This is a genomic window from Sediminibacillus albus (assembly GCF_900101125.1).
GTDB classification, from domain to species: domain Bacteria; phylum Bacillota; class Bacilli; order Bacillales; family Amphibacillaceae; genus Sediminibacillus; species Sediminibacillus albus.
Map to the genome: position 1 here is coordinate 187883 of NZ_FNFL01000001.1, position 22436 is coordinate 210318.

At 40.4% G+C, this 22436-nt stretch carries 26 protein-coding genes; 21 read left to right on the forward strand and 5 right to left on the reverse strand.

The window, feature by feature from the left end; translation table 11 throughout:
- Window positions 1–29: 29 nt before the first annotated feature.
- From tatA to BLR93_RS01065, 4 genes are all read left to right on the forward strand, one after another.
- Window positions 30–227, forward strand: coding sequence for a twin-arginine translocase TatA/TatE family subunit (gene tatA / locus BLR93_RS01050; protein WP_093210422.1), 198 nt, complete (start codon window positions 30–32; stop codon window positions 225–227).
- 20 nt (window positions 228–247) lie between these two features.
- Entirely contained in the window at window positions 248–430 is a 183-nt protein-coding gene (locus BLR93_RS01055) for a twin-arginine translocase TatA/TatE family subunit (protein ID WP_093210423.1), read from the forward strand.
- 222 nt (window positions 431–652) lie between these two features.
- Window positions 653–1375 carry a twin-arginine translocase subunit TatC gene (gene tatC / locus BLR93_RS01060; protein ID WP_093212269.1) on the forward strand — a complete coding sequence of 241 codons (723 nt, stop codon included), beginning with the start codon at window positions 653–655 and terminating at the stop codon, window positions 1373–1375.
- A gap of 16 nt (window positions 1376–1391) precedes the next feature.
- Window positions 1392–1610, forward strand: a complete 219-nt coding sequence (locus BLR93_RS01065; RefSeq protein ID WP_093210424.1) for a YozE family protein — start codon at window positions 1392–1394, stop codon at window positions 1608–1610.
- Between the two features lie 93 nt (window positions 1611–1703).
- Here BLR93_RS01065 and BLR93_RS01070 read toward each other — a convergent pair whose 3' ends face one another.
- Window positions 1704–2030, reverse strand: coding sequence for a YolD-like family protein (locus tag BLR93_RS01070; RefSeq protein ID WP_093210425.1), 327 nt, complete (start codon window positions 2028–2030; stop codon window positions 1704–1706).
- A 178-nt stretch (window positions 2031–2208) separates the two neighbouring features.
- Between BLR93_RS01070 and BLR93_RS01075 the strand changes: the two genes are divergently transcribed.
- From BLR93_RS01075 to BLR93_RS01130, 13 genes are all read left to right on the forward strand, one after another.
- Window positions 2209–3363 carry an exonuclease SbcCD subunit D gene (locus tag BLR93_RS01075; protein WP_093210426.1) on the forward strand — a complete coding sequence of 385 codons (1155 nt, stop codon included), beginning with the start codon at window positions 2209–2211 and terminating at the stop codon, window positions 3361–3363.
- Window position 3364: 1 nt separating this feature from the next.
- A complete protein-coding gene (locus tag BLR93_RS01080) occupies window positions 3365–6475 on the forward strand; it encodes an AAA family ATPase (protein WP_093210427.1) in 3111 nt (1036 codons plus the stop codon).
- A gap of 151 nt (window positions 6476–6626) precedes the next feature.
- Complete coding sequence (locus BLR93_RS01085; protein ID WP_093210428.1) at window positions 6627–7016, forward strand: DUF5365 family protein; 390 nt, start codon at window positions 6627–6629, stop codon at window positions 7014–7016.
- A 68-nt stretch (window positions 7017–7084) separates the two neighbouring features.
- Window positions 7085–7333, forward strand: a complete 249-nt coding sequence (locus BLR93_RS01090) for a DUF2584 family protein (protein ID WP_093210429.1) — start codon at window positions 7085–7087, stop codon at window positions 7331–7333.
- A 224-nt stretch (window positions 7334–7557) separates the two neighbouring features.
- Window positions 7558–8124 (forward strand): VrrA/YqfQ family protein, encoded by a 567-nt coding sequence (gene vrrA, locus BLR93_RS01095; RefSeq protein WP_175559205.1) that lies wholly within the window; start codon window positions 7558–7560, stop codon window positions 8122–8124.
- A gap of 127 nt (window positions 8125–8251) precedes the next feature.
- Complete coding sequence (msrB, locus tag BLR93_RS01100) at window positions 8252–9214, forward strand: peptide-methionine (R)-S-oxide reductase MsrB (protein ID WP_093210431.1); 963 nt, start codon at window positions 8252–8254, stop codon at window positions 9212–9214.
- Between the two features lie 79 nt (window positions 9215–9293).
- Window positions 9294–10055, forward strand: a complete 762-nt coding sequence (locus BLR93_RS01105) for a TerC family protein (RefSeq protein WP_093210432.1) — start codon at window positions 9294–9296, stop codon at window positions 10053–10055.
- A 49-nt stretch (window positions 10056–10104) separates the two neighbouring features.
- Window positions 10105–11151, forward strand: a complete 1047-nt coding sequence (locus tag BLR93_RS01110; protein ID WP_245690029.1) for an AbrB family transcriptional regulator — start codon at window positions 10105–10107, stop codon at window positions 11149–11151.
- A 188-nt stretch (window positions 11152–11339) separates the two neighbouring features.
- On the forward strand, window positions 11340–11483 hold the full coding sequence (locus tag BLR93_RS17845) for a VOC family protein (RefSeq protein ID WP_175559206.1): 144 nt from the start codon (window positions 11340–11342) through the stop codon (window positions 11481–11483).
- Window positions 11484–11486: 3 nt separating this feature from the next.
- Window positions 11487–12098 (forward strand): alpha/beta hydrolase, encoded by a 612-nt coding sequence (locus BLR93_RS01115; protein ID WP_093210434.1) that lies wholly within the window; start codon window positions 11487–11489, stop codon window positions 12096–12098.
- 74 nt (window positions 12099–12172) lie between these two features.
- Window positions 12173–12541, forward strand: coding sequence for a VOC family protein (locus BLR93_RS01120; RefSeq protein WP_093210435.1), 369 nt, complete (start codon window positions 12173–12175; stop codon window positions 12539–12541).
- Window positions 12542–12573: 32 nt separating this feature from the next.
- A complete protein-coding gene (locus BLR93_RS01125; protein WP_093210436.1) occupies window positions 12574–12777 on the forward strand; it encodes a DUF6501 family protein in 204 nt (67 codons plus the stop codon).
- A 279-nt stretch (window positions 12778–13056) separates the two neighbouring features.
- A complete protein-coding gene (locus BLR93_RS01130) occupies window positions 13057–13614 on the forward strand; it encodes a histidine phosphatase family protein (protein WP_093210437.1) in 558 nt (185 codons plus the stop codon).
- Window positions 13615–13662: 48 nt separating this feature from the next.
- On the opposite strand, the gene BLR93_RS01135 is transcribed toward BLR93_RS01130, so the two are convergent.
- Complete coding sequence (locus tag BLR93_RS01135; protein WP_093210438.1) at window positions 13663–14853, reverse strand: M14 family metallopeptidase; 1191 nt, start codon at window positions 14851–14853, stop codon at window positions 13663–13665.
- A 284-nt stretch (window positions 14854–15137) separates the two neighbouring features.
- Here BLR93_RS01135 and BLR93_RS01140 point away from each other — a divergent pair, with 284 nt between their 5' ends.
- Window positions 15138–15377 (forward strand): ferredoxin family protein, encoded by a 240-nt coding sequence (locus BLR93_RS01140; protein ID WP_093210439.1) that lies wholly within the window; start codon window positions 15138–15140, stop codon window positions 15375–15377.
- 60 nt (window positions 15378–15437) lie between these two features.
- Here BLR93_RS01140 and BLR93_RS01145 read toward each other — a convergent pair whose 3' ends face one another.
- On the reverse strand, window positions 15438–15713 hold the full coding sequence (locus tag BLR93_RS01145; protein WP_093210440.1) for an acylphosphatase: 276 nt from the start codon (window positions 15711–15713) through the stop codon (window positions 15438–15440).
- 351 nt (window positions 15714–16064) lie between these two features.
- The gene (locus tag BLR93_RS01150; protein WP_093210441.1) at window positions 16065–16439 is read right to left on the reverse strand and encodes a PH domain-containing protein; all 375 of its coding nucleotides are present in this window, start codon (window positions 16437–16439) and stop codon (window positions 16065–16067) included.
- Window positions 16440–16600: 161 nt separating this feature from the next.
- Between BLR93_RS01150 and BLR93_RS01155 the strand changes: the two genes are divergently transcribed.
- From BLR93_RS01155 to BLR93_RS01165, 3 genes are all read left to right on the forward strand, one after another.
- Entirely contained in the window at window positions 16601–18136 is a 1536-nt protein-coding gene (locus tag BLR93_RS01155; RefSeq protein WP_093210442.1) for an FAD-dependent oxidoreductase, read from the forward strand.
- Between the two features lie 248 nt (window positions 18137–18384).
- Window positions 18385–19533, forward strand: a complete 1149-nt coding sequence (locus BLR93_RS01160) for an NAD-dependent epimerase/dehydratase family protein (RefSeq protein WP_093210443.1) — start codon at window positions 18385–18387, stop codon at window positions 19531–19533.
- An 18-nt stretch (window positions 19534–19551) separates the two neighbouring features.
- Complete coding sequence (locus BLR93_RS01165; protein WP_093210444.1) at window positions 19552–20712, forward strand: glycosyltransferase family 4 protein; 1161 nt, start codon at window positions 19552–19554, stop codon at window positions 20710–20712.
- Between the two features lie 498 nt (window positions 20713–21210).
- On the opposite strand, the gene BLR93_RS01170 is transcribed toward BLR93_RS01165, so the two are convergent.
- Window positions 21211–22377, reverse strand: a complete 1167-nt coding sequence (locus BLR93_RS01170; protein WP_093210445.1) for a TraB/GumN family protein — start codon at window positions 22375–22377, stop codon at window positions 21211–21213.
- Window positions 22378–22436 lie beyond the last annotated feature (59 nt).

Consider the following 22436-nt stretch of genomic DNA (forward strand, 5'->3'; position numbering starts at 1 on the left):
TACTTAATAGTAGGCAGGTGATTGATAAGATGTTAACATCTATTGGCATCCCAGGGCTAATACTGATTTTAATTATTGCTCTAGTCGTTTTTGGTCCGAAAAAATTGCCTGAAATTGGCAAAGCAACGGGTCAAACGTTAAAAGAATTCAAGAATTCAACCAAAGAACTTACGGAAGATTCTTTCGATGAACAAAAGCATGCAGACTCAGATAAGGAAAACAAATAAAGTTAGCGGAGTGATGCGTTATGTTTAGCAATATCGGCTTTCCCGGCTTAATCTTGATTTTGGTTATTGCCTTGGTTGTTTTTGGTCCTGCCAAACTTCCGGAAATCGGTAAAGCGGTCGGCAGCTCTTTGAAGGAATTTAAAAAAGCCACTAGAGATATTGTGGCGGACGAAGATGCCAGCAAAACAGAGGATAAAAAATAAAATAGCGACACATCCATGTAAGTTTTAGGCCGGTCAAAGAAAAGTATCGGTGTACTGCGGAATCCTGTGGTAAGCTGAGTTTTTTCTAAAGAAGGTGTAGGGATAATTATCCTTACATCTTCTTTTCTTCCAGCTTGGGATCGAGCATTTTTTCAATCAGCCTTTAAGGAATTGAAGGGGGGAGCAGCATTGTCCGATTATGATAAAGGCGTCCATAAAGATATGAATATGACTGAACATTTAACAGAGTTGAGGAATCGTATTATCTGGACGGCTGTTATATTTATTGCTTTCTTTATTATAGGGTTTGTTTTTGTTAAGGATATATATAGCTTTTTTGTGAAAGATTTGGAGTTTTCCTTACATGTGATTAGCCCGGGGGAAATCATATGGATTTACTTTACTATGGCTTCTGTAGTCGCTATTATAGGTACCATTCCCTTTTTTTGCCTACAGGCTTGGCTTTTTGTCCGCCCGGGATTGACTCCAAAAGAGCGCAAGGTTTCGCTCTCCTATATACCAGCGACATTTTTACTGTTTATAGGCGGAATGGCCTTTGGCTATTATGTTTTCGTTGATTTAATCCTCCCATTTTTATTGTCGTTGAACGATGGGATGTTCAATCAAATTTTTACGGTAGATAAATATTTTCGATTTTTGCTCCGGATAACGCTTCCTTTTGCTATCTTGTTCGAAATACCGATTATTACGATGTTTTTGACCAGTTTAGGTATTTTGACGCCAAGCTTTATGAGGAAAACCAGGAAATATGCTTATTTGATTCTGGTTATTATCGGCACCATGATCTCGCCGCCTGATTTTGTCCTACAAATTGTGGTAGCCGTTCCTTTAATTCTCCTGTATGAAATCAGTATTTTCTTGTCTAGTTTTACTTACAGAAGAAAACAAAAAAAGCATGAGGACTTTATGAATAACAACGAATAGGGGAGGTGGAAGGACATTGCGTTCTTTTTATCATTATATGATGAGATATCGGGGAGCCGGCCCTAGAAGTAATGAACGGCGCCTTGCTGATTGGATGTTTAATGACCATGACTTCCCTAAACAAGCAACTTCTTATGATGAAGTCAGCCGTTACTTAGAATGGAACATCCCGTTTACTGAAGCCTCTCAAGTATTTGACCGTTTGTGGGAGGATTATTTAAATAATGAAAGTTGATCGTTTCAAAGAAGAGCCCTTGATCGGGCTCTTCTTGTATTTTCATGAATTCATTAGCTGTTGGTAATATTGGCAGGTATCCAATTGAACTTTTCAGTGAGTTATTTCTGCCCGGCTGATCTCCGAAAAGCCAATCGAATAGTTTTCTCCATTTTGCCGAATAGTTAACAGTTGTTTCTCTGGTTTGATAGCAGTAATCTTTCCGGTAATCACGAGTTTGCTGCTTTGGCGGAAGACTATCAACTTCACGGGTTTACCCTGCTCCCAAGCTTCAGAAACTACCAGGCTTATTACCTCCAGCTCCTGGTCATCTATAATTGGTTTTGACTGTTTCTCATCCTCTGCCCATAAGCTGCGAAGCATTTCCACATGCTCTGGCAGCATTAAAGATGTCCATTTGATTGTTCCGCGCTCATTCATGTTGTAACACTCCTTTCCATTTATTATAACCAAACAGGTGTTCTACAATCAATGGAAATAGAACCTATGTTTGGTTTAAAATGGAGAAGCATAAATAAGATTAGAAAGAAAATGGCAGCTGCATTTAATTAAAACACGATTGGAAAACGTGCTAAAATAACATATAGGAGGGAATACCGTGAAAATATTACATACCGCAGATTGGCATTTAGGGAAAATAGTTAATAGTGTTCATATGACGGAAGATCAAGCCTTTATTCTCGATCAGTTGCTGGAGATAATCAAAGAAGAAAAGCCTGACGCAATTATTATTGCCGGGGATCTTTATGACCGTTCAGTACCGCCGAAGGAAGCAGTCGAACTACTAAACAACATGTTAACCACAATCATTTCTGAGTTACATATCCCAGTATTGGCGATCTCAGGCAATCATGACAGTCCAGACAGACTAGACTTCGGAAGCAGACTGTTTCGCTCGCAAGGGTTATATTTGGAAACCAAATTTAAAGGAGATTTATCACCAGTAACTTTATATGATGATTACGGCCCTGTCCATTTTCATTTGATTCCATACATCGAACCGGCAGATGCCAGAGCATTTTTCAACGATGACGAGATTCACTCTCACCAATCAGCAATGGAAGCGGTAGTGCGGCATATAGAGTCGACCAATGATATGAATGAACGCCATGTTTTCGTGGGACATGCCTTCCTTGCTGGCGGAATGGAATCAGAGTCAGAGGAACGCTTATCCATGATTGGCGGGAGCCCTTATGTAGATGCCCACTTATTTTACAACTTTTCTTATGTAGCACTTGGGCATTTGCATCAGCCGCAACGTGTATTAAAAGAAAATATCCGTTACAGCGGATCGATATTAAAATACTCTTTTTCAGAAGCGAAGCAAAAAAAGTCAACGACTATACTGGAATTGGACCAGCAAGGATTTTGCGAACTGTCTTATCGTCCATTAGTGCCGAAGAGGGATATGAAGGTTGTAGAAGCATATTTTGAAGCGTTAATCAGCGGATCAATCGATATTTCTCCGGATGATTATTTACATGTTCAGTTACTTGATGATGGCCAATTAGTGGATCCAATGGGGAAATTAAGAAAACGGTACCCGAATATTCTACGGCTGGAACGTAAGGCACTTGCGTCCCAAGTGCAGTTAAACGATCTAAGCAGAATCCGCGAGAAGCAACGAATGTCCCACACAGAGCTTTTTGAAGCTTTCTATATGGAAATGAAGGGCGAAGAAATCCCCGAGGAAAGAAAACAGCAAATGAATCAAGTAGTACAGCTATTAATGGAAGAGGAGAGAGGGAAGTAATATGCGTGCCATTTCATTATCAATGACAGCTTTTGGTCCTTACAAAGAAAAACAAACGGTAGATTTCAGAGAAATCGGTGAAGAAACGATATTTTTGATTACTGGTCCTACAGGCGCGGGAAAAACAACTATTTTTGATGCCATTTGCTACGCATTGTACGGAAGAGCCAGCGGAAGTGACCGGGATCATGATTCGCTTAGAAGCCACTTTGCCGAAATAGACTTCTCCACAGAAATCAGCTTTTGTTTTTCCTTGAGGGGAAAAACCTATCATGTAACAAGGTATCCAAAGCAATTGAAGCGGAAAGCGCGTGGCGAAGGGCTTACGGAGGATCCAGCAAGGGCTGAATTATATGAGATTCAAGACGGACAGAAGGTTTTGCTTTCCTCGAAAATCAAGGACGTAAATGAAACGTTAGAAGAAAAACTTGGCCTGGATTACGAACAATTTCGCAAAATGATAATGATTCCCCAAGGGGAATTCCGCAAATTGATTTCAGAAAACAGCAAGGAAAGAGAAGAAATTCTCCAGAAAATTTTTCACACGTATTTCTATGAAAAGATAACAGACGAATTGAAGAAACAATCGAGGGAATTGCATCAATCGATTCAACAGATTGAAACGAGACTGGAACAAGAGGCCGATAAAATAACATGGAGGACCTTGGAACCAGAAGAAACAGATTCTATCGAGGATATTGCCAATAAGCTGTCAAAGGAAATTGATATAGTGAAGCAGGAGCTGGCCGAAACGGAAGAAGCCCTGAAACGGGAAAAGACGGAATTGAACCAAGTGCAGGCAGCATACTATCATGGCAAACAGTTGGAGGAAAAGTACAAGGAATACGATGAATTAAAAGGCACAGAGAAAGAATTGACAGAAATGCAGCCTGTCATCGAAAGCAAGCAGGAAAAACAACTTCTTGCTGAAAAGGCTGCTAAAGTCATTCCATTTGAAGAACAGGCTCTTAACAGGAAGCGGGAGTGGGACGAGCAAGCAGCACGCCTAAAAGAGCAAAAAGAAAAAAAAGAGGGGGTTGAGCAGCGCTTTGAAGCAGCAAGAGCGGGCTATGAAAAAGAACTAAACCGGGAAAATGAACGCGAAAAATTAAAAGAAACCATTGAAACAAATAAAAAGCAATTAGAAAAATTAAAACAATATAAGCAGCTTAACCAGGAGAAGCAAAAGGTCGAGCAGGAAAAACTAGCAATAGAGAGAGAAATCGTTGATGTCGATAAACAACTGGACACCCTAATCAGCAAGCGGGAACAGTTGGAAAAAAAACTTCAAGCCCAAAATCAGATGACAAAAGAGTACTACAAGGCAGAACGGGATTGGAAAGAGGCTCTGGAAAAACCGAAGAAATTGGAAGAGATAATCAAGCAAAACGATAAACTGAAGAATATGCGAAACAATTTTCAAAACGTGCAAAAACAATATGGCGAAAAGCAAAAAACGATCGAAACATTGCAAAAGTCGATTAAAAATCTGGAGGATGGGCAAAAAAGCAATCACGCTATCTTGCTCGCCCAAGAGCTGCAAGCCGGGAAAGCATGTCCAGTTTGCGGTTCAACGGAACATCCGGTAAAAGCAGCTGGTACGACCACAGAAATTTCTGATCATCAACTTGAGGAGTTGCATGAAAAGCTCGAAGCTGAAAAGAAGAGCTTTAATGAGTGGCAAAACCGGTATATTCAAGTGAAATCCGAAGGCCAGGCACAACGCTCATTGATCGACCAGCTTTACCAGGACTTCGAAACAAGTCTAGGCGAATTTAATGAACAAGCTATCCATGACCATCTAAAACGTTCAAGAGAAGAAGTGGAATCTAAAAGAGAGCAGAAGGAAGCGGTAGAAAAACAGTTGAAAAGCATTGAGGAAGCAAGCGCCTTACGCGAACGAGTATTAACAAACATCCGCAGCAAACAAACAGAGATGGAAAACAAGAAACAATCAAAAGAAAAAGTAACAGAAGCATGGCTGAAAATCAACATGCAAATGGAACATACCAAACAGGAAATCGGACAGCCTGATAAGGATCCTGCCGATTTACAAAAGGAGATAACTGCCCAGGAACGATCATTGACAGACTGGCTGGAAACTTGGGAGAAAATGAAACAAGATTACCAAGAGTCAAAAGAACAGCTGCAACAGTTCCAAACCATTTTACAACAGCAGGACACCTTTACGAAAGAGACGGAACAAAAATACAGTAAGGATTTAGACAAATTCGAGAGTATGATAGCATCGAATGGTTTCTCTTCTATAGCAGCTTATCAGTCTGCCCGCTTGACAGAAGCGGAGCGATCACAGTTGCAAACAGAAATTGATACATTTAACCAAAGAAAGCAGCTAGTTAAGGAAAGATTACAGGAGACAGCTAAACATTTAGAGAATAGTGATAAGCCGAATATTGAAAAGTTACAGGAAACGTTAAGCGCAAAGGAAAAAGCTCTCGAGCAAGTAAATCAGACACTTCAACAATTGAAATTTTCCCATCATGCCCTCGGACAAATTAGCGATACTATGCACGGATTGCTCGAGGAACATCATAATAAAGCAAAACAGTATTATGATATCGGGGAACTTGCCGATTTAGCGCGAGGAGAAAACCATTTAAGACTTTCATTTGAACGATATGTGTTATCTTCTTTCCTTGATGAAATTTTATTACAGGCAAATTTGAGATTTGGGCAAATGACCGAACATCGGTATCAATTAATCCGTAGTGACCAGGTAGCGAAACGGGGAGCACAAAGTGGCCTGGATTTGGAAGTATTGGACCACCATACTGGCCAGCAGCGTTCTGTCAAAACCTTGTCAGGCGGAGAAGGATTTAAGGCGTCATTAAGCTTAGCCCTTGGCATGGCGGATGTTGTCCAGGCACATGCTGGCGGGGTTCAGTTGGAAACGTTATTTATTGATGAAGGCTTTGGAACGCTGGATGAATTATCCCTGGAACAGGCAATAGAATGTTTAAAAGGGCTGCAGCAAAGCAACAGGGTTCTCGGCATTATCTCCCACGTTCCCCAGCTTAAGGAAGAGATTCCCGCCAAGCTGCAAATAACACCTTCACAAACCGGATCGAATGTAGCCTTTACTTTTTCCTGATTATTCAGTTGCCAATAATTACTCCTTATCGGTGAAAAGTAGAACATGGTATAGTGTTAAGTAACTGCTAAACTTGACTAATCTGCCGCTGCAATGAAATGTACAGATATAGGTGGCAGGTTTAACTTTTCAGCCTTACAGGAGGAATAGCATGAAAGTAATAACCGCATCCACTCCCGAACAGCATCAGTACGTACGGAATCTTGTGGAAGACTTATACAACAGGGTATTTCCTGAATATTTTTCCGGACAGTACATAGCTGAATTGAAAGCATTCGAACTGATGGATCCGCCTTTCATTGAGGATTTATCTATGATGGAAATATTGGAAGTAACTACTGCCATTCAGGCAATAACGTCCATTTTGGATACGTATGCGCAGTACCGGGAGCCGGCTAGTATAAAAAAGTACCAGTGCATATTTGAAAAAAACACACAAATTTTAGGGAAACATAACGTGAATTTTCCTTTTCGTTTGCATGATTTTCTGGCAGGTGATTACAAAATCACTAAACAAGCGGATAAAACCTTTTATATATAATAAATCTTGCCAATCCTTCCTATGTGTCTTAGGATAAAGGGAACAGTTACGATGGAGGAGAGTATTATATGCCAATGCCTATGTCAATAGAGTGGAAATTGCTGACTCACGGGAAAGAAAAGCGATTAGAAAATAAAGAAAATATGTTTGAAATCGAATTTGAAGGATATAAATTATTTCCGCTTAATCAGGTTATCGAAATAAAGAGACATCATGATTCAGACCAGATCGGCAATGGTAAAATTGTCGAATTGACATGGAAAAACGAATCTACACGATGCACTTATCAACTGCTTTCTTTATATAACGTCAATTAACGACAATTCGAATGCGAGCAGCGTCGCTTTCTGCGCTTGCCCGGGAAATATTCATTATTTTATGGTGAAATAATTCACCGCTTCAAGAGCATCTATTGGATGCTCTTTTTTTATATGCTCGAGGTCCTATCTCCATGCAGAAGATCTATCTTTTAATGCCTACACCTATCTTTATGAATATACGTACAATAAACCAATCAACTTACCGAAATGAGGGGATTCTTATGTTTTATCCAAATCAACAGTCTTCAGGTTATGGTCCATTCCCGTTTTCCCAGGCAGCTAGGCAGCCTGTTCCTTATCAAACCAACTTTCCTTACCAGACTCCCGGCGGAACAGCTGGAAGGGGAGGTGTGCAAGGTCTGCTGCAACGATTTATCCAACCAGCAGGCGGGGGCGCTTCGCAACTTCCTGCCGCTGGCTCCAAATTAACCAGCACCCTTGGTAATGTACAGCAGGCGATAAAAATGGCTCAGTCTGCAATGCCGATTGTACAGCAGTATGGGCCAATGATAAAAAATATTCCAATGATGATTAATATGCTGAAGGCTTTCAATGCAGATGAAGAGGAGGAAGAGGGTGCAGCTGACACTGTCAATCAAGATACAGATGATGACTTGGATGACATTGGGGCAGGTGAACAAAAAGAAACAGAGAAGCACTCGGTTGCAGTCCAGCAAGAAAACCTTTATAAGATAGAGGCAGCTGAAAAAATCGCTGAAAAAACAGAGATAGAAAAAAAGTCGAAAAAAAACGGTGCGGGGCAGTCATTACCAAAGCTATATATCTAGTCCTCCTATGCAGACTGCTTGATTTTTTTTCATAAAAGAGAAAAAATAAGGAGGATGCAGACTTTTTTGTGTAGAAGAGGAAGAATTCTTCTGCAGTTTTTCGAATGTCTAAAAGGAGGAATAAATGATGGCTGGAAATCAGTTAGAGAAAGCAACGTTTGCCGGAGGCTGTTTTTGGTGCATGGTGGAGCCTTTTGATCAGCGGCCGGGGATAGAGAGTGTTATCTCCGGTTATACTGGCGGCAGAACAGAGAACCCAACTTATGAAGAAGTATGTTCTGATACAACTGGCCATGTAGAAGCTGTGCAAATCACCTTCAACCCTGACATTTTCCCATATGAAAGGCTATTAGAAGTGTTTTGGCAGCAAATTGATCCTACAGATCCTGGCGGCCAATTTAACGACAGGGGAGAATCCTACCAAACAGCAATTTTTTACCACAACGAACAGCAGAAAGACCTAGCCGAACAATCAAAGCAAAAACTACAACAAAGCGGTAAATTTAATCAGCCGATAGTAACCAAAATACTTCCGGCAGCTCCTTTTTATAAAGCTGAAGAAAAACATCAGGATTATTATAAAAAACAGTCTTTTCACTATAAATTGTATAAAAAGGGATCTGGCAGACAAGATTTTATTGAGCAACATTGGAAGCTGCCAAAAAATCCTGAGGAATTAAAAAGCAGACTGTCTCCTTTGCAATACCATGTTACCCAGGAAAATGGTACAGAAACGCCATTTAACAATGAATATTATAATCATGAAGACGAAGGTATCTATGTGGATATCGTTTCTGGTGAACCGTTGTTTTCTTCCAAGGATAAGTATGACGCTGGTTGTGGTTGGCCAAGCTTTACCAAGCCAATTGATAAACATCAGGTGAAGGAGAATACTGATACATCTCATGGAATGATCCGGAGAGAAATCCGCAGCAGCCAGGCAGATTCCCATCTTGGCCATGTATTTGAGGATGGGCCTCAAGACAAGGGCGGACTTCGTTATTGCATGAATTCAGCAGCCATGAAGTTTGTTCCGAAAGAAAAGATGGAAGAAGAGGGTTATGGATATCTGTCGTATTTATTCGATTAAGTCATTGCTGTCTCGGAAAGGATAATAAATATTCCGGGACAGCTTCTTTTGTTAACTACATAGGAGGAAGGTTATTGTATTGAGCACAAGTATATTACTGGAATATGGATGGACCCTGCTTGCCTTGATCGGGCTGGAAGGGCTGTTGGCTGCTGATAACGCCTTAGTAATGGCGTTGATTGTTAAACATCTGCCCCAGGAAAAACAGCGGAAAGCGCTGCTGTATGGATTGGGAGGAGCTTTTATCTTCCGGTTTGGTTCATTATTCTTTATCTCGTTTCTTATCGATATTTGGCAAGTACAAGCTTTAGGAGCAATATATTTACTGTTTATTTCAATTAACAATCTATTGAAGATTTACTTTAAGAAGGAGCCGAAAGAAGGACAAGTCCTCAAAGCTAATAAACAGTCTGGATTTTGGGTAACCGTGATTAAAGTTGAATTAGCGGATATCGCATTTGCTGTTGACTCTATTTTAGCTGCTGTAGCTTTGGCAACTACTCTGCCGGAGACTCCTGCGCCTTTGATCGGAGATATGGACGGCGCTCAGTTTGCAATTATTATAGCTGGTGGAATGATTGGGTTGATTCTGATAAGGATTGCTGCGTCTTATATAGTCAGGCTGCTTAAGAAGAAACCAGCCTTGGAAACAGCAGCCTATTTAATTGTAGGCTGGGTTGCTGTTAAGCTTGCAATCCATACGCTGGCCCATCCAAGCCTTGCTATCCTTCCCCAGCATTTTCCTGAATCTCCTCTTTGGAAGACTACCTTTTGGGCTGTTATGGCAGGCTTCGCCCTAATTGGATGGTTTTGGCAACCTGGCGACAAACATAAAAGATAGGTTAATGCTGAATAGATTCTTGTTTTTGGAATGAAAAGAGGCTGGTATCTTGTTTCATGTTGGTCATTTACTCTTCACGTATTTAGTAGGTTTGCTGGGCGGGTTGCTTTTTTTATGGCTTCATTTACCGCTGGCTTGGATTCTTGGCCCTTTATCACTATTGTTGATTTACAAAACCTTGCCGAAGACGTCGACAAGGGCTTCCTTACGTTTACGTAAAGTCAGCTTCGCCATTCTTGGCATTCAAATCGGCAGTACCTTTACTTCATCAACACTAACAGCAGTGACACCTTATATCCTTCTTTATACGGGTCTGACTTTACTGTTAATTGCGATTAGTTTATTTAACGCTTATCTAGTGACGAAGTGGATACCTATCGATGTCACAACAAGTCTTCTCGGCAGTATTCCTGGCGGATTGTCTGCCGTTCTGGCATTAAGTGATTCTTTTAATGGAAATACTGTCCTTGTTACGATATTCCAAACCATTCGATTAATAGCAGTCCTTTTCCTTATTCCTTTCTCAGCTACGCACTTGTTTTACGAGAATGTAAATACTGTCCAAGAATCTTCAGGGCAGCAAATGGCGTCAGGATCGTTATGGACTCTCCTGATTTATATAGCGGTTTTTCTATTGGCGCTGCTGCTCCAGAATAAAGTTCCTGCCGCTTTAGTGCTTATACCGATGCTGGTAATAGCAGTCCTGAAAATAAACGGGATACCATTATGGGAGCTTCCTGTAGCTATTTATCTATTTGCACAGCTTACCATTGGTGTCTATCTGGGCAATTCAATAGAAATGAAAGATCTATGGAAAGCAGGTAAGTATTGCATTTATTATTTGTTACTGGCTATTGTATTAATAGCTATTTCCTTTTTATTCGGTTATATATTCAGCATGTTTACCAACTTGAATTTAGCTACTGCTGTATTGAGCCTGGCCCCTGGAGGCTTAATCGAAATGGCGCTTACTGCTCAATCAGTAAACGGTGACCCATCGATTGTCAGTTCGCTGCAAATGATAAGGTTGCTAACGATCGTTATGCTATTGCCATTCTTTTTAAAGTGGCTGCTAAAAAGGATACAGTCTAAATAAATCTTTTGCCAATCCTGCTGAAAGGGTAATGATTATTATTAATAAATATGATATGTTAAAATAATCTTGAATCTGAGATTATTTTTCGGGGATTGTTTGCAATAACATAATTATGTTAACAAGAAGGTCGACAACCAAAAAATAAAGGTTACTTTCCCTCGATTTTCTTCCAGGAGTTTGGAGTCTTATTGATTGAGCTTTCAACAGATTCTCCAGGCTTTGCTATCGAGGGGGATCTAAGCAATCTCGGCCAATCGTTTAAACTGCCAGGATGGCTGGAGGAAGAACGGACAGATATTATAAAGAGCTTACCATCATTAAAGGAGGAGTAGAAAATGCATCATTTTTATCAGGAAGGAAAATACGAAGACGGACCGGTATTTTTATTGTTACACGGGACTGGAGGTTCAGAAAAGGACTTGCTGCCGATTGCCAGCATGATAGATGAACATGCTTCTGTACTGGGGGTAAAAGGAAATGTTTCTGAAAATGGGATGGCACGTTTCTTTAGGAGAATCCGTGAAGGTGTGTTTGACGAAGAAGATTTGATTGAACGTACCGCTGAGTTACATGCATTTTTAGACGAAGCGGCGGAAAAATATCGATTTGATCGAAGTAAAATCGTAGCTGTTGGTTACTCGAACGGTGCTAATATTGCTGCAAGTTTGCTTTTCCATTATGAAACATCCTTAAACAGTGCTATTTTATTTCATCCGATGGTGCCTAGAAGGGGAATCGAGCTTCCAGATCTTGCAGGAACCCCAATTTTTATAGGTGCAGGTACAAACGATCCTATAATAAATAGTAAAGAAACAGAGGAATTAGCACAAACATTAACTGCTGCCAATGCATCTGTTGATTTGCATTGGGATAATATGGGGCATCAACTATCGGAAAATGAAGTATTGCAAGCAAAATCATGGTATAGTGAGCATATCAAACAATAAGTTGAATAAATGCAGAAATCAGGCATGATGGCCTATGCCTGATTTCCTTGCAATCGTAAGTTGGAGGGATGTTCATGACTTTTATTTTTCGAACGATTGACCATGTGCAGTTAGCTGCTCCGGCCGAAAGTGAGCAAATTTGCCGGGAGTTTTTCCATAACATTTTAGGTATGGAGGAGATCGAGAAGCCGGATAGCCTGAAGAAAAACGGCGGAGTCTGGTTTAGGTGCGGGGAGCAACAACTACATATCGGAATTGACTCGGATTTTATGCCAGCAAAAAAAGCGCATCCTGCTTTTTATATCGAGAATTTGGATGAATTGAAAAAAAGGCTGCTGGAAAAGCAAATAAAAGTCCAGGAGGACGATCGGCTGTCCGGATATAATCGGTTTTATGTGAACGATCCGTTTGGTAATCGATTGGAATTCCTGGAGATAGCATAGTTGAAATTTTCATCACAAAGAGGAGGATAAAAGTGATTCACAAAAATTGGGAAAACAATAAAACTATTAAAAAAATAGAATGCGTTCATGCTGACGCGAAGAAGTTTGTGGTCGATACTACACTGACCCCCGGGAAAACCTATGAAGTTAAAAATGAAACGGATGAATTTTACTTTATCATTGACAATACGAACCGTATAGGCGGTTTTTACAAGGAGTATTTCAAAGAATTATAAATCAGCAATAAAAACTAACCGTACCAATAGGGCCGGTTAGTTTTTATTATTAAGTATGCAGCTTAAACTTTTTTTAGTCTGTCGGTAACATTTGGGCAGTATGGATAGATGGAAAAAAGATAAGAAAAAAAGTTTCCAATTAAAGAATAGAAAAGCTTCGCGATGGCGAGAATTACAAGTATATTGTATTGATTTCACAAGAAGAATATAGATATGTGCTTGTTTTTATGGCTTGGTTACTAGATAATAGAGATATGACCCTTGGAGGAGATGGTTTGCATGAAAAGGCTGTTTATGATTCGTCACTGTAATGCAGAAGGTCAACACAAGGATTCACCATTGACTAAAGATGGAGTAATACAAGCACAGATAGTAGCAGAATTTTTGCAAGATTATGGCTATAAAATGGATCGTATCTTGTCCAGTCCTTTTTTACGGGCAGTGGAGAGCATTAAGCCATACGCACAACGAAACAGTCTTCCCATTGAAATTGATGAAAGGCTGGAGGAACGATTGCTTAGTGAAGAGCCAGTCGATGACTGGATGGATGTATTAGAGCAATCATTTACAGATATGAACTTTAAGCTTCCTGGCGGTGAATCATCCAATGATGCCAGCCTGCGGGCCAAACAACTAGTGGATGAAATAATGGAGGATGATTCCTGCGAGAATGTAGCAATTGTCACTCATGGCAATCTTCTTGCCCTTCTGTTAGGTAAATATCAAGCCGATATTGGATTTGCACAATGGAAGGGACTTACTAATCCAGACATGTACTTAATCCAAAAAACCGGAGGAGAGTACATAGTAGAGCGTATTTGGCAGGATAAAAACTAAGCGTGCCTTTCAAAACACGCTTAGTTTTTCTGGTTGTTTTCTTTGCGATTACATATATAAATTAGCTAGCAGGATGCCGCTGGCGGCTCTGTAGATTTGATTGAATTGGCTGAGCGGAAGCGGATTTGTTCCTCTGCCTAACTCAATTGTAAATCCTGGGCGATTCCACTCCTGAATAAACCAATCCTTGTAGCCTGCATAACTTTCGACAGTACGGATTGGCAGGTAGCCGCTAACGTTAGCGTATTCCTGCACAATGGTTTCCGCTTCTGGCGGTTCCTGGTCTTCAAATCCCCAGTAGATGACTTCTCCCTGAGTGTGCAACGCGTTCACTCGCCTGAAATCCATGCTTCTCGTTAGTTCTGCCATAGCTTGTGCCTCTGGCTCTGATAACGGGAAAGGGCCTGGATAATCTCTAGGACTCGGAACTTGGCGTTTCCGCGCTTTTTCTATTTCCCATTTGGCTGGGAATTGATTGTTTAAATCGACTCCTCTGATATTGGCTTTCCAACCAGAGAAATCCCTGCTCCCTCCATTGATTTCCAATACTTCGCTTCGGTACGGCTCTTGTTCAGGTAATCCATTGAGAACAAGATTGACCCCATCTGGGTTCACCATTGGTACAATCGACCACAACACATTGTTGTATATTTCCGGCATGTTTATATTCGCAATCGACCCATTATTCGTTACTGCTAATAGATAATCGTTTAGAAACCACATCATAACCGGGGTGGTTATCCATTCATTGGCATGAAAAGAGCTGTTTGTATGAACTTGTTTTGCTCCTCGGCCTACCCTGATTTCCGTAATGTTTTTTCCCATCACAGAATTCCCGATAGTCTCAGTCATCAAGAAGGGATATATGTTGATTAACTGATTGATGTCTTCATTCATTGCCTCATAATTGTATGCTTCCTGCCCGTCTACCACCCGCCATGTAACTCTTGCAGGTAAAAGAAGCCGCTGTCCAATCGTTAGCTGCTGGGGGTTCACTGCTGGATTAAGCAGCGAAAGAGCATCGGCATTCAGGTTTCTCCGTGCTGCTAACGACCAAAAGGTATCGCCGCTTTCAACTGTATATTCACTGACAGTAAAACCGGGAATCTGGATCGTTTGCCCTGCGGTTATCTGGCTGGGGTTTATGTTCCGGTTGGAATCATAAACCAACTGCGCGGGTATTTGGAATAATTGGCTGTAATACCATAAAGAATCGCCCTGCCGAACTGTTATCTCCATCCTTACGCCTCCTGTTAACTTGTATAATTAACTATATGAGCAAGAGGACGGAGGGGTTAAAGCTGTGTAAATTCATGATAGTAAAGGTAGAAAAATGAAAAAGTATATAGTATACTCAAATTTAATGCTTCGAAAGTATTGCTAGTACCAAAAGGCTTTCAAGCATAACCTGCTGTTAAGGATAAAAGTTTTTGGTATAATAAATAACCTAGTAACAGTACCTCACGTTATAACGGGCGGTACTTTCCAACAAGCATGTCGATTATATGAAGGAGGAGATATACTTGGCTTTTGTAATTACATCACCTTGTAAAGATGAAAAAGCTGGCGAATGTATGGAGGTTTGTCCAGTAGATTGTATAGAGGAAGGAAAAGACATGTTCTTTATTGATCCTGATATTTGTATCGATTGTGGAGCGTGTGAAGCTGTCTGCCCTGTCGAGGCTATCTATATGGAAGATGAAGTTCCTGAAGAAGAAAACGAATATATTTCGTTGAACCGCAAATTCTTTGAAGATAGATAATTCTTTCCAATGGCAATACTTACGATAGAAATAAAAAAAGCCGCTCACCAGCGGCTTTTTTTAATAAACAACATCAAAAGAAGTATAACCCTTCTGTTCGTCAGACCTGTCTATTTCTAGATTATCTACTTTGATAAAACGATGTGGTCCTTTTCGGATGGTCTCGACAAATTTATTCACTTGTTCAGGAGTTCCCTCTGCTTCCAGCTCGACATCTCCATTGGGAAGATTTTTTACCCAGCCTTTCACCCCGGTTTCGATTGCTTTTTGCTGGGCGGTCGCTCTAAATCCTACCCCTTGGACCGTTCCACTGGCAATCATATGTGCAATAGTCATAACCGTTCACCTCTTGTGCTTTTTTACATCTCATTGCCTTTTGTGCATCTATTAAAACATTTCCTGTTCCACTAAATAAGGGGAAATTACGATTGATCCGTTCAATGATTTTATGGGTGTCCATGAAGCAGAAGATGAGGCTGTAACTGGCTTCCAGTGATTACTTTCGTAGTTCGACTCAGATGGCAGCTGATGCCGACATATAGGTTTTGGCAGCACAGGCAACAGAAAAACAATCGAATAATCCACCGAAGGATATTTCAGCTGCCATGAGCAGAAGCTGCACCAAATAGTGCGTCTTTATCTTTAGTTGAACAAAAACTTACCAACATTTTTCAAAAGCCTTGCAGGTTATAAAACGTGGCTTGCCAGAGCTTTATGCACTTTATAGATATTGTCCCCTTTTCTGAACTCTTTTACGATAGGGGCGGAAGATCCGGAAATCCATATTTTTAATTCTGCATCAAGGTCAAAACTTCCAGCAGTTTCTACACTAAAATGGGTAACTGCCCGGTAAGGGATAGAATGATATTCTACCTTCTTGCCTGTAACTCCTTGTTTGTCGACAAGAATCATCCGTTTATTGGTGAATACAACCAAATCCCTGATGATTTTGTAGACACTTGCTAATGTTTCCTCGTTTGTAATAATCTCCTCCAGGTCTTTTTCCACCTTTTCAACGTCAACTTCTGAAGCGTTGCCCATCAAACCATCCAATATTCCCATGGCTGACATCTCCTTTTTTAAGTTATATGGTCATTATAAGTGTTGTTTTCCAAACATGAAAGGAGGATATGCTGAATCCTCTGTTAACGAAGGTTTAATATTCAGCTCGACAGGTAAAAGACAGAGGACGAGTAATACGAAAAACGGAGGTGGAAGACTATATGACGAAGCATGGAAAATTTGAATGGCTATCAGAATCCCCAGACTCTTTGTGGAGGGAAACGGTAAAGATACCTGATTTCCCTCGCCTAAGAAGTAATCTTGAAGTCGATATTGGTATTGTGGGAGGCGGCATAACCGGAATAACTGCAGCATACTTACTGGCGAAAGAAGGATATAAAATTGCCTTGATGGACGCCGGCAAATTATTGGAAGGAACCACAGGAAATACAACTGCTAAGATTACGGCCCAGCATGGATTAATATATGACGAGCTAATCCAGCAGTTTGGTGAAGATACTGCCGAACTATATTATCAATTTAATCAGGAAGCCATGGAGCTTATAGAAGAATTGATAGACATTCATCAAATTGAATGTGGCTTTTCGCAGGAGGACGCTTATATTTATACTGCCTCCAGCCAGTTAGTGGATACATTAAAGAAGGAAAAACAGGCGTATGACATACTCGGGATCGATAATGAGCTGGTCAGTGAACTGCCAATCGGACTTTCGGTGGAAGCAGGTTTAAAAATGAAAAACCAGTATCAATTCCACCCGCTTGAGTATCTTCGCAAATTAGTCGAGAAGCTGGAAGAACAAGGTGTTCAAATATTCGAAGAGACGACTGCCACAGGGGTAGATAATAAAGGTAAACCGACCATTGAAACGAAGGATGGTTTCCAGATTACTTGTGAGAAGGTAGTGGAAGCGTCACATTTTCCGTTCACGGACGCCCGCGGTGTGTTTTCAACAAGGATGTATCCAGAACGATCTTATGTTGTAGCGGCTAAATCAGCTAGACCGTTTCCTGGCGGTATGTATGCCAGTATTGATACACCGACAAGATCGATACGTTCCGTCTCGGCTGCAGGAGAAAATTGGTGGCTGATTGGCGGGGAAGGACACAAGACAGGAAAAGGAGGAAATACAGCCGGCCATTATCAAGCTTTGGCAGAGTTTGCGGAAACCCATTTTGAAGCTGAAGCTTATCCTTATTACTGGTCTGCCCAAGATTTAACTACTTTGGATAAAATGCCATTTATCGGCCCTATTTCGGATGATCAATCAGATATTCTCGTTGCTACCGGATATAGAAAATGGGGGATGACGTTAGGTACAGGAGCAGCTATGATGATAACTGATATCATTCTCCAAAGAGAAAATCGATTTCAGGAAGTCTTTTCTCCGTCGCGTTTCCATGCTGATCCGGATTTAGTGTCGTTTGCCAAGTATAATACTGATTCCGCTAAAGAGCTAATCAAAGGAAAATTGGAATACACATCGAAAAATGTCGAAGATATCCCTGCTTCGCAAGCGGATATAATAAGAGTGAAAGGCAAGCGGACAGGAGTCTATAAAGACCCGGAAGGACATATTCATATGGTAGATACTACTTGTACCCATATGGGGTGCGAAGTTAACTGGAATGAAGCAGAGCGGACATGGGATTGTCCTTGCCATGGCTCCAGGTTCACTGCTACAGGGGAAGTGATCGAAGGACCGGCAAAAATTCCATTGAAAAAGAAAGACAACTAATAGATCCACCTGATTAATAGGAAGTTAATTCCGTTTTATTGATTTGGTTTAAATGCCTGGTTTAGTTCAATTCCTTATTTTTGTCGATAGGTTAGGTATGTAATTGTTTTGAAAAGGTAAATATAATGTAAAATAAATGAAGCTAAGATAGAAATATACTAAATATAATGGATTATATTTCTCAACTAACCCGAGATGTTTTATAATAATGGATAGTTGTGTAATGAAAATGTAACAGGAGGGGAATTATGAGAATTATCGTAGCGGGGGGAGATGGCTTCTGTGGGTGGCCAACAGCCCTATACTTATCCAACCAAGGACACGAAGTAACGATATTAGATAACTTGGTCAGAAGAAAGATAGACGATGAATTACGATCGAACTCGGTAACACCAATTGCTTCGTTGGAAGATCGGGTTGCCAAGTGGAAAGAGTTGACGGGGAAAGAAATCAAAACCTTCACAGGCGATTTAAATCACTATGACTTTCTTACAGAGGTTTTTAAACAAACAAACCCGGAAGCGTTTGTACACTTTGCAGAGCAGCGTTCTGCTCCATACTCGATGATTGACAGGGAGCATGCGGTATTTACTCAGACAAACAATGTGATGGGGAATTTGAACGTTCTTTATGCCATAAAAGAGTTAGCCCCTGACTGCCATCTGATTAAATTAGGCACCATGGGCGAGTATGGCACGCCTAATATTGATATTGAAGAAGGTTATTTAGAAATAGAGCATAATGGAAGAAAAGATAAGCTGCCTTATCCAAAGCAGCCCGGTTCTTTTTATCACTTATCCAAAGTACATGACAGCCATAACATTATGTTCGCCTGCAAAATTTGGGGAATCCGTGCAACTGATTTAAACCAAGGGGTTGTCTATGGTTTACATACGGACGAAACAGAAATGGATCCAATGCTTGCTAATCGATTGGATTATGATGGAGTATTTGGAACGGCGCTAAATCGGTTTATCATTCAAGCGGCGATAGGCCATGACTTGACTGTTTACGGAAGCGGCGGACAAACTAGAGCATTTTTAAATATTAAAGACACGGTGCGCTGCATTGAAATAGCAGCCAATAATCCGGCCGATAAAGGTGAATTTAGGGTATTTAACCAGTTCACGGAATATTTTTCAGTTAATGAGCTGGCTGAAAAAGTGCAGAAGGTCGCTAAGGAAGCGGGACTTGCTCCGGAAATCGCCAACATTGAAAATCCTCGTATAGAAGCTGAAGACCATTATTATCATGCAGTAAACACTAAGTTGCGTGATTTAGGGTTGGAGCCTCATTTATTAACAGAGGAAGTATTACAAGGGATCCTAAAAGCTGCACTCGAAAATAAAGAACGAGTTATTAAAGAAAACGTCTTACCAGCTATTACTTGGAAATAGAAGAAGGAGCTTTACACGTTGAAAATTGCAATCATTACAGAAACCTTTTTACCATCCACCGATGGCGTGGTTACCAGGTTGACAGAAGCAATTAAATATTTAAGGAAACTGAACCACGAAGTAGTAGTGATCGCACCAGACCTGGGTGTATATGAATATAAAGGAGCGATGGTGGAGGGAGTTAAAGCCACCACGATGCCCTTTTATCGTTATCGCCCTTTTTCACTGCCGCAAAAAAAGGTGAAAAAACTTTTAGAAAAACATAATCCTGATCTCGTACATGTAGTTAACCCAGCACTTGTTGGCGCTACTGGTGTATATTACGCGGAAAAACTGGGTTTTCCATTGATTGCTTCTTACCATACCCATGTTCCTAAGTATTTAGATTATTATCGATTATACCGTCCATTAAAGCCGATTTTTTGGAGCTTTTTCAGAAATTTGCATAATAAAGCCGAACTAAATCTTTGTACATCGGAAGCGATCCGGGAAGAGCTAGTCGAAAAGGATTTTTTCAATGTGCATGTTTGGAAAAGGGGAGTGGATATCGATAAGTATCACCCTGATCATTATAATGCAAATATGCGCAGCAAGTTGACGAACGGACATAAGCAGAAAAAATTGCTTTTGTTCGTCGGCCGGCTTGCCATTGAAAAAGAAATTCATAAATTAAAACCTATGTTGGAAAAAAGAGAAGATGTTTGTCTTGCAATCGTAGGAGACGGTCCTGCCAGAGCAGAATTGGAACAGACATTTGCAGGTACGAACACTTTGTTTACTGGCTTCCTGCATGGAAAGGATTTATCAGAAGCCTTTGCCAGTGCCGACGCTTTTGTATTTCCATCGGTAACAGAGACGCTTGGCCTGGTTATTTTGGAATCGATGGCTTCTGGCTTACCGGTAATCGCAGCAAAAAGCGGTCCGACAATGGAACAAATTGACCATGGCAAAACAGGGTTGCTGTATGAAAATGGAAATACTGAAAGCTTGATTAATACATTAGAATATTTAGAAACTCCAGATAAACTTAACGAAATGAAGCAAAATGCTCGGTTGGAAGCTGAAAAATTCAGTTGGGAAAAACCATCGAAGCAATTAATGGAATTTTATGAGCAAACATTAAGGCTTCACGAAGTTGGCGGCATTTCATTTAAAGATTCTCAGAAAGAAAATTCATGATAATCAAAGCATCAAGAATTAGTTGATTGAGTGTAATTTATTTGGCCAGTTAATATAGAATTATTTTTAATATCTCAATATCTCAAGAATACTTAAGTTTTGAGACTTGAGATATTAAAATTTCATTAACTTCCTATAATATATATTATGTAAACTAAAAATAAAATTAAAATAATAACTGAATGGCTTGATTTATGTTACCTCCTATTTTTGCAGTAAATTGTTTTGTATGGATTACAAATCAAATCTTCTCTACTGAAGCTCTATGATAGGTAGAATTTTTAAAAAGCGGTCTGTGTGGGGTTTAATTTCCATACAGACCGCTTATCGTCTTTTGTGCCCTCTATTCCTTCATTAGTTTAACGATTCGTTTCCCATGTGCCGTGATCCACTCTTTTTACATTGGCCTCTGTTGATTCCTCGATGGGCAATCAGTGGTGACGCCGTGCCCGCGGCAAGCATCCACCGCCAACCGATTCGTGGAACCAACAACAAACTTTACAAGTTTTCAATAAATAAACGGATTACGTCTGCTCCGCCAATTACTGTTCCTAAGGTACTGCCGATATTTGCTAATACAATGATCAGCAGAATCCGAGTCACTTTGTTATTCCAAAATCCCTTTACATGCAATACATCCTCCGATAGTGTTTCAAAGTCTCCGACATTTGGCTTTCGTATCATCGCCTGTACGATACCTGCAAACCAACCAGCCGCGATTAATGGATTTAATGACGTAATCGGAGCAGCTACAAAAGCCGTCAGAATTGCCAATGGATGCCCTAATGCCAGTGCAGTACCTAGCGCTGAGAAAGAACCATTCCATAACACCCAGCTAATTGTCTGCTGCGCTCCGGCAGATGGATTTGCATAAAATGTGTAAGCAATCAATGCAATAATCAAGACAGGTATTGTCCAGCCAATTAACTTCGGAAGCTTTGATTTTGGCGGCTGTTCCGTTAATCGCTCTAGATTATGCTCTCTATGGATTTCTTTTTTAATCCCTGGAACGTGGGCTGCACCTAATACGGCAACAACTTTATTGCCAGGAGCTTCCTTGATTTTTTGCGATAAGTATTGGTCTCTTTCATCAATTAAAGGTACTTTGAGTCTTGGGAAATTTTCCGTAAAATCATTGAGCATCGCATCAAGCATATCCTGGGATTTCATTTTTTCTAAGTCTTGCTCAGAGATGGATTCATTGCTGAAGATGCTGTAAATAACCTGTAGGAGCAGTTTTGCTTTACCGAAAAAACCGACCCCTCTCCATATACGGGAAAAGGTAATTTGAATATTTCTGTCAGCTAATACTAGATCGGCATTGACGTTTTTTGCTGATTTTATTCCCTGAATCATCTCCTGTCCTGCGTTAATGCCGAATTGTTTTGCCATTCTTTTTTGGAATGAAGAGATGGCGAGATTCATTAACAGCAATGTTGCTTTTCTTTCTTTTATTACTTTAAAAATATCAGTCTCGGCCCATTTGCTTCCCTCGGTGATCGATTGATATCTTTGTTCGTCGAGCTCAATACAAACAGCATCCGGCTGTTCAGCTTCGATAACTCTCTTAACCTGCTCTGCGCTTTGCTTGGATACGTGAGCAGTTCCGATAAGAATAATTTCCTTACCGCCTATGTCTATTCTGGTGATATTTTGCTCTGGCATAAGTAACCTTCCTTTAAAAAATTCATTAAATACACAATTTAGTATTAATTATAAACGTT